The 7626-nt window shown below is 34.1% G+C and carries 7 protein-coding genes, 12 tRNA genes and 1 rRNA gene; 6 read left to right on the forward strand and 14 right to left on the reverse strand.

All coding sequences use genetic code 11. From position 1 onward, the window contains the following. Positions 1–8 precede the first annotated feature (8 nt). Positions 9–1103 (reverse strand): hypothetical protein, encoded by a 1095-nt coding sequence (locus tag QM450_RS05580; protein WP_414319934.1) that lies wholly within the window; start codon positions 1101–1103, stop codon positions 9–11. A 416-nt stretch (positions 1104–1519) separates the two neighbouring features. Between QM450_RS05580 and QM450_RS05585 the strand changes: the two genes are divergently transcribed. The 6 genes from QM450_RS05585 (at position 1520) to QM450_RS05610 (ending at position 6406) form a co-directional block, all read left to right on the forward strand. Further along, a complete protein-coding gene (locus QM450_RS05585; RefSeq protein ID WP_414274089.1) occupies positions 1520–1948 on the forward strand; it encodes a hypothetical protein in 429 nt (142 codons plus the stop codon). A gap of 13 nt (positions 1949–1961) precedes the next feature. Then, positions 1962–2201: a hypothetical protein gene (locus QM450_RS05590; protein ID WP_414274090.1), complete on the forward strand. Its 240-nt coding sequence runs from the start codon at positions 1962–1964 to the stop codon at positions 2199–2201. Continuing rightward, the gene (locus QM450_RS05595) at positions 2198–3619 is read left to right on the forward strand and encodes an FtsK/SpoIIIE domain-containing protein (RefSeq protein WP_414274091.1); all 1422 of its coding nucleotides are present in this window, start codon (positions 2198–2200) and stop codon (positions 3617–3619) included. Before QM450_RS05590 ends, QM450_RS05595 begins: the two co-directional genes overlap by 4 nt. Positions 3620–3712: 93 nt before the next feature. After that, the gene (locus tag QM450_RS05600; protein WP_375555372.1) at positions 3713–4843 is read left to right on the forward strand and encodes a replication initiation factor domain-containing protein; all 1131 of its coding nucleotides are present in this window, start codon (positions 3713–3715) and stop codon (positions 4841–4843) included. 21 nt (positions 4844–4864) lie between these two features. Further along, positions 4865–5203 carry a DUF771 domain-containing protein gene (locus QM450_RS05605; RefSeq protein ID WP_375555373.1) on the forward strand — a complete coding sequence of 113 codons (339 nt, stop codon included), beginning with the start codon at positions 4865–4867 and terminating at the stop codon, positions 5201–5203. Positions 5204–5254: 51 nt separating this feature from the next. Further along, positions 5255–6406: a tyrosine-type recombinase/integrase gene (locus tag QM450_RS05610; RefSeq protein ID WP_375555374.1), complete on the forward strand. Its 1152-nt coding sequence runs from the start codon at positions 5255–5257 to the stop codon at positions 6404–6406. A 61-nt stretch (positions 6407–6467) separates the two neighbouring features. Here the strand turns inward: QM450_RS05610 and QM450_RS05615 are convergent. The 13 genes from QM450_RS05615 to rrf form a co-directional block, all read right to left on the reverse strand. Continuing rightward, positions 6468–6551, reverse strand: a tRNA-Leu gene (locus QM450_RS05615). Between the two features lie 9 nt (positions 6552–6560). Next, positions 6561–6632: transfer RNA gene (locus QM450_RS05620), tRNA-Gln, on the reverse strand. 12 nt (positions 6633–6644) lie between these two features. Next, positions 6645–6717: transfer RNA gene (locus QM450_RS05625), tRNA-His, on the reverse strand. 14 nt (positions 6718–6731) lie between these two features. Further along, positions 6732–6802, reverse strand: a tRNA-Trp gene (locus tag QM450_RS05630). Positions 6803–6807: 5 nt separating this feature from the next. Further along, a tRNA-Tyr gene (locus QM450_RS05635) sits at positions 6808–6888 on the reverse strand. Positions 6889–6900: 12 nt separating this feature from the next. Then, a tRNA-Phe gene (locus QM450_RS05640) sits at positions 6901–6973 on the reverse strand. Positions 6974–6976: 3 nt separating this feature from the next. After that, positions 6977–7050 (reverse strand) — tRNA-Met (locus QM450_RS05645). 10 nt (positions 7051–7060) lie between these two features. After that, positions 7061–7150 (reverse strand) — tRNA-Ser (locus QM450_RS05650). Positions 7151–7156: 6 nt separating this feature from the next. After that, positions 7157–7228: transfer RNA gene (locus tag QM450_RS05655), tRNA-Glu, on the reverse strand. Between the two features lie 9 nt (positions 7229–7237). After that, positions 7238–7311: transfer RNA gene (locus tag QM450_RS05660), tRNA-Ile, on the reverse strand. 36 nt (positions 7312–7347) lie between these two features. Next, positions 7348–7418 (reverse strand) — tRNA-Gly (locus QM450_RS05665). A gap of 5 nt (positions 7419–7423) precedes the next feature. Further along, a tRNA-Val gene (locus QM450_RS05670) sits at positions 7424–7496 on the reverse strand. A gap of 4 nt (positions 7497–7500) precedes the next feature. After that, positions 7501–7616 (reverse strand): 5S ribosomal RNA (rrf, locus tag QM450_RS05675). Between the last annotated feature and the right edge of the window lie 10 nt (positions 7617–7626).

The following is a 7626-nucleotide window of genomic DNA, read 5'->3' on the forward strand; positions in this document are numbered from 1 at the left end:
GTTGTTTTTTACATATCTAATTTTTTCAAATCTGCGCTCATTTGTTCAGTAGATATCATAGTTTCTTCTACTTTCTCTTCTGATTCTCTAAAATATTCTTCATCAAATTTTACAAAATCAAATCCAAATTTGAATAAATTTTTGTTGTTCTTTCGATATCCTAATCGTTCATCTTGCTTTCTTTGAATCTTATCTAAACCATTAACAAATTTTGAAACTTGTTCAAGTATCATTCTTTGTTCTTCCTCTAAATAATGTTCTAATACTTGCCCCTCTTCTTGTACTACTTCATTCAAGAAGTTCTTTTGTATAATACTTGTTCTATATTCTCTATAATCAGCATTCAAAAATAAATTTGAAGTCTGATAAACCTGAAGCCCTAGCGAATCTTCTGTCTTCTTGTTATCAAAAATAACATCTACATATACTCGTTCTGCAAAATCAATTATTCTATTATCTATTTTTTTCAAACAATAGTTTTTTTCAATAAAGAATTCTTGAAATAGTCTGTAAAATTTTTCTTCCACTTCATTTTGATATAGTCTTGAAATAGCTTTAAATAAATTCTTATCAAAAATATCAAATGCAACAATACCATCAGATAAGTCTGCTTCGATTTCTTTTTTAGCTAATTCACTTGAAAACAAGACAGACTCTTTCAAAACTTCAAGCATATTTGATTTCAATTGTTGCTCTCTAATTGTTTTAAAATCAGATGTGCTGATAGATTCAAAAATAATTAAATAAAAGAGACTTGGAAGCAATTTCTTCCAGTTTTCTTCATTACCCCATAACAATTCTGAAACACTTACATTCATATTCTTAGCAAGCAACTCTAAAATATTGTCAGACAAATGAGTTCGACTATCTTTCATTAATCGACTCATTTTTTGTTTAGCTGTGTCTTTGTTTCCGCCGTAATATGCAAACATATCAGATACTTCTCCAATTCTTTCGTCATGCAGAAACATATACCAATAATATTTTTTCCCTTGTTGTAACTGTTCATCTTTAAAATTTTTAACCTTTGCAGGTACTGCATCAATCGTTGCACGTTTTAGAAATTCAATAGTATGTATATACATTACATTACCTTCTTTCATTTTTTTATGCTTAGAGTATAACATAAAAGATTGTACAGTGCAATCTATTTTGTGATTTATTTTTTTGTTACCTATGTACAACTATATCTTCACTTATATATACTGATTTTTAAGTTACACAATTAAAATAGTTGTATAAAACAATCTAAAACTGTCGTCTATTTTCTTTCAATTACATGCATCGTTTTTTATGATACACTGGTCTTGTAAATGATGAATCACTTAATTTCATTTATTCAGATTGAAAGAATAAGATTGAAAAGTTGTATGGATATATTTTTTATAAATTTGTTTTTTGACCAATCGACAGTCAATCTTAATCTTGATAAACTGATAATGTAAATAAAGAACGTTCAAATATTTACAAGAAATGTTTAACAGAAAGAACTAGCTTTAAGCTAGCAAAGGTAAGAAAAATGACTACTAACAATAATAATTTGATTCAAACAGGTTTGTTTGGAAGCAATTCAAAACAAACAGGTGATTCAATTGTAAACGACCGTCGTACTGCCCCAATGCTCACAAACATCTCAACTTGTGTAGCTGTAAGTGTTACAGAGCCAAAACCATTTTTCCCAATTGTTGGGTTTGAGAAAAACAGTAATGGTAAAAACGCCCCAGTCTTTTCAGAACAGTCAATCGGATATGAAGTATTCTTATCGATGCCAAGAGATGATGGTTCGGTTAAATTGATTAGTCTTGTTGTTCCAACTCTAGAGATTGCGAACAAGATTCAGTTTAGACATTTGTATCAGTTAGTCAATCCGCGAGGGCGTTATAAATATAAAAGTTTCGATGTCATCGAAGTTTGGGCTGAAGATGTCAAAGAAATTAGTTTAAAGTAGTGAGGAAATAGATATGAAAGATATTTATAAAGAATTAGATGATTTATCAGCTTTAGACCTGCCCATCGAACTACGAAAGATTTTATCAGCATACATGCGTTCGGAAGTTGAAGGACGAGTTTCATCTTTTGTGAATTTGAGTTTAGTTTACTCAAATGGTCGTTACACTGATTTTATTCGCTCGTATATGTTTTTTGAACTCATGCGCCAAAAGATGTTAAAAGAAATGGAAGAAATTTGTAGGTATTTATGATTCGGTATAAATTAAATAAAAATACGGGTCATCTGATGCCAACCTTACCAGGCCTAGTAACTCTACTCCAATTTTTTGGAGTTGGGTTACTATTTGGTGGTGGTATTATTCGATGGCTACTATTTAAAGGAACAGAGATTGGTATTTTTAGCAGTGAAGTACAGTTTGGTCTGAATTTAATAGTGATTGGAATAGCTGTCTTGCTCTTGGTTAATCTTTGGTTATTGATTCGGTTTGGTTTGAATTTATCAAAAATTGGTTCAGTATCTCTATACTACCAATTAAGGTTGATAGAACGACAAACACACAAGGCATTGTTGGATTCAGCAACGGCGAATCGTAAAGTTGGTAGCAAATTTATCGATGTTAGTAAAGCGCATGCGAGCTTCGAGAAGCTAAGCAGGCGCATAACGGTTAAAATTAAAAAATTAGCTGACCAGACTACCGACGATTTGGAAAAGTTTGCGGAAATGTTATCAGCTTGTTTAGTGGGTAAAAATCGTTCACTCATTGTTTTAGATTATTGGTTAAGTGAAGATAATACAGAATTTATCTATTTATTAGATGATATTGTCGAAGCGAAAGCAAGGCAGCTTAAACCAAAGAAGATAACTGAATTAAGACCAGTCAATGATTTTGAAATAACAGTTGAAAAAGGCTTGACCTTTTCATTTCTACGTTCTCCTCAGCTGTTATTGGTCGGAAATACAAACAGCTCAAAAACAACGTTTTTAAAATCAATGCTTGCACAAGTATTCATGTTCAATGAAGATGTTGATTTAACAATCTTAGATGTTAAATCTGAATTCAGTTCTTGGACTTTTCTTCCAAAAGGTGTGATTTTATCTGACAGTGAAGAAATTTTAGCGTATTTTGAAGAATTGTTGGAATTAGTTATTAAACGTGAAAAAGAAATTGCAAAATTATCAGCACGGGATGACATTACTGGCGCAACTTTTGTTAATTTCGGTAAAGAGATGAAAATGAAGTTGTGTGTTATCGAAGAGTATTCTGCGATGTTATCAAGTATAACTGATACTAAGATGAGAAAAAGGGTTCAAGATTTGGTCTTGTCTATCGTTTCGCGTTCTCGCTCTAGTGGTGTCTATATCTGTATCTGCATGCAACAGCCAAGGGCAGAGTTGCTTTCAACAGCAATACGGGATAATTTAGGTGTTCGTATCTGTCTATCAAATGGAGCTATTACAGACGAATTAGCTAGAATGGTCTTCGGAGAAACAGATAATATTGATAACAATGCGCCCAGATTTTCTGGGTATATCATGACAAACGATGGACAGTTTAGTAAACCTAGGAGATTTTGGAATATTAATCTACACGAACATGGTTTAGAAAAGATTAGTACATTTAAACGAGCATTTCTATATGGTCAACGATTAAGAAAGAAACGTAAATAATGGGATACTAGCATTCAGGGGGGTATAGTAATGACCCCCATCCCACCCCTTACGGGGTCAACTATAAAATAATTAAAAAGGAGCTATTTTACTATGATTCAATGTGATGTTGATGAAATTTCATTTGTTTTTTTACCTGATTTTAACGAGATGATGTCTGATTATGAAGCATTTGCTTCTAATATCTGTTTAAAAATTGATGAATTATTGGAATTAGAAAAGTACACAGTTAATTTCAAGTTAAATGAAAAAGGTTTTGCAGGCTACAATCATATTATCAATTTTGATGAATTTGAAATTTTGTTATGTTTTAACACGGACAGTCCAAGAATGGGAATTTTTCTCAAATTCTCAGGGCAAGGTTTAAAACATTATTTGAAACGACGCGAAGAAGATAATCAAAAAATTTCGTATCGTCAATTAGTTCAAAAATTTTTTGAATTAGAAAATTATTTTAGCGGTAGTTGTAGAGTTTCAAAAATTGATTTTGCGATTGATTTTAAAGATGAAGGTTTGAAAGTAAATCAGATTTATCAAGAATTAAATAAGTCAATAATAAAATCAAAATATGTTGACAGTGTTACAAATACAATTAAATTGAGAAAAAATCAGTCAAATGTCCGTACTATTAACACAAATAACAGAGCAGAAACGATTTATGTCGGTAGCAAAGCAAATAAAGGAAACTCACTACTGTTAAGAATCTATGATAAAAAATTGGAACAGGAGCAAAAGAAAGGCATCTATTATGACGAAGCCTTGAAATGTGATGATTGGGTGCGATTTGAAATGTCAATTAGGCAGTCTTACGCTAACCAAACTGGTTTAGATATTTTAAAATGTAGAAATGATAAAGAACTATCGAGCTTGATTTTTCAACGATTTACAGATAAGTATTTATTTTTCAAAAATGATGAATTATGGGATATTTCAAAGGTTATGTTGGAATATGTTTCAACTGATTTTGATTTATTGAGGTCAAAACCAAGAAGAAAAAATGATTTATTATCTACCTATATTTACTTATTGAAAAACAGCGGTTTAGAATCATTTCTATACAAGATTGATAAAATTTACGGCAAAGAAGCAATTCAGGAATTTTTCAAGCATGTTTTGATTCATTTCAAAACAAAGTACAAACCCTCACCAGACACGATCATTTTTCTAAATAATAAAAAAGATGAACTAATGAAAGAAAAAGAGCCGTGGCGTGTATTCAAGTAAGACGATGAAAGGAAAATTAATATGGGAGATAAAATCTCAATCAAAATAGACAATTTGGAAGTACAGTTGCCTACTTCTCATATTATAGTAGAAAAAGATGAATATCTTGATTTAAAAAACAAGGCTTCACAGGGGAAATATATGAGCTTATCCGAGGTTTTAGAGATGATTTCAGTATCTCGACCGTGGTTATTAGAAAATGTTCTCTATCGAGCAGATATTCGCTCAAAAATTGATATTGATAAAAACAGAGATGGGTTTGTGAAATATCCAAACAATCAGGGCGGACGGTACTACTTCTTAGCAAGCAAAACGAAACAATTTTTTGAAGAAAATTTTGCAGAAATCTTTAATTTATGATACGATAATCAAGATAATATCTTGGTTATCGTCTTTAGAAAAGAGGTAATCATGTCTGTTTCATTCAGAAAACGAGGTAAAAAGAATTTATGGGATTATAGAATTTTTGATAAAAATAAAAAGGTAGTTGCTTCAAATTCAGGCTTTAAGACAAAAAGAGAAGCTGAAATTGAAGCGCTAGCCCTGGAGCTAAAATTGATTAATGGTGCAATAATTGATAAAAATATTACATTCTATGCCCTTTGGGAAAAATGGTTAGAATTAACAGTTAAACCACTCGGAAAAGCTGACTCTACATTTAATAAACATTTATTGCGTGGTAAGTTTATCAAAGAATATTTCAAAGACAAACCAGCTTTGAAAATTAAAGCAAGCGAATATCAAGGTTTTATAAACAAGTACGCTGAAACAAATTGTCGTGACAATGTTAGTAGAATGAATGCGGAAATTAGAAATGTGATTGTATTTGCGAAACGAGATAAGCTTAATATAGAAGATTTTACTGAAGGTGTCATTATTTCAGGTCGTCCCCCTAAAAAAAGAAGAGATGAAAAATATATTCATAGCTTTGATGACTATCAAAAACTAGTAACATATTTAGAAAATAATCTTGATTTAACAACTTCAATTGTACCGTATCTTTTACTAATTCAACTAAAAACAGGAATGCGTGCAGGAGAGGTTGCAGGTCTCACATGGGATTGTGTGTTGTGGCAAAGTTCAGAGATCAAAACTTATAGACGATATGATACAGCTAGAAAACGGTGGGCAAATCCTAAAACTGAAGAATCAATTCGTACAATTCCTGTTGATAATGATACTTTAACTATTCTAAAAAAATTAAAACAAGAACAAACTGTATTCATTGAAAACGGTACAATTATAAATAACGAAAATATGATTTTAGTAGATTTGAATTATAAGATTGTAACAAATGCAGGAATCAATAAGCATCTAAAACAAATTTTAAAAGATTTGAAAATTTATCCTCAAACTATGACAAGCACAGGTTTGAGACACACGTATTGTTCAACAATGTTAGCAATGGGTGTTGATATTTGGGCAGTTTCAAAGTTAATGGGTCATCGAGATATTAAACAAATAACTGAAACTTACGGCCATCTTATAAAAGAAAAAGCAGAAATTGAAAACAATAAAGTTCGTTCAGTATTAACAAGTTTAGTTAAAAAAGAGAATTGTTGACCATAAGTTGACCAAAGCAAAAAGAAACATTGATTTAACAATGTTTCTTAATACTATATTATACCGGCGGCCGGGGTCGAACCGGCACGTCCTTGCGGACACTGGATTTTGAGTCCAGCGCGTCTGCCAATTCCGCCACGCCGGCAAAGTATAACTGGGGTAGCTGGATTCGAACCAACGCATGAGGGAGTCAAAGTCCCTTGCCTTACCGCTTGGCTATACCCCAATAATATAAATAGGCGAGTGAGGGGAATCGAACCCCCGAATGTCAGAGCCACAATCTGATGTGTTAACCACTTCACCACACCCGCCATAATTTAACTAACACGGGCAGTAGGAATTGAACCCACACTGAAGGTTTTGGAGACCTTAGTTCTACCTTTAAACTATGCCCGTAACTATGGAAGGGGAGGGATTCGAACCCCCGAACCCGAAGGAGCGGATTTACAGTCCGCCGCGTTTAGCCTCTTCGCTACCCTTCCAAAATATTTAAATGGCGCGAGACGGAATCGAACCGCCGACACATGGAGCTTCAATCCATTGCTCTACCAACTGAGCTACCGAGCCTTATTGCGGGAGCAGGATTTGAACCTACGACCTTCGGGTTATGAGCCCGACGAGCTACCGAGCTGCTCCATCCCGCGTTAATAATAAAGGAGGATGTGGGATTCGAACCCACGCACGCTTTTACACGCCTGACGGTTTTCAAGACCGTTCCCTTCAGCCGGACTTGGGTAATCCTCCAATAAATAGTCCGTACGGGATTCGAACCCGTGTTACCGCCGTGAAAAGGCGGTGTCTTAACCCCTTGACCAACGGACCATATTTCAATGGGCACGAGTGGACTCGAACCACCGACCTCACGCTTATCAGGCGTGCGCTCTAACCACCTGAGCTACGCGCCCAAGTTTTAAAAACTTGGTAAATTGAACTATGTTCAAAGCGGGTGACGAGAATCGAACTCGCGACAACAGCTTGGAAGGCTGTAGTTTTACCACTAAACTACACCCGCTAAAATGGGAGTTAACGGGATCGAACCGCTGACCCTCTGCTTGTAAGGCAGATGCTCTCCCAGCTGAGCTAAACTCCCTTTAGCTAAGCGACTTCCTTATCTCACAGGGGGCAACCCCCAACTACTTCCGGCGTTCTAGGGCTTAACTTCTGTGTTCGGCATGGGTACAGGTGTATCTCCTAGGCTATCGTCACTTAACTTTGAGTAA

The organism is Streptococcus infantis, from assembly GCF_047464615.1.
Lineage (GTDB): Bacteria > Bacillota > Bacilli > Lactobacillales > Streptococcaceae > Streptococcus > Streptococcus infantis_Y.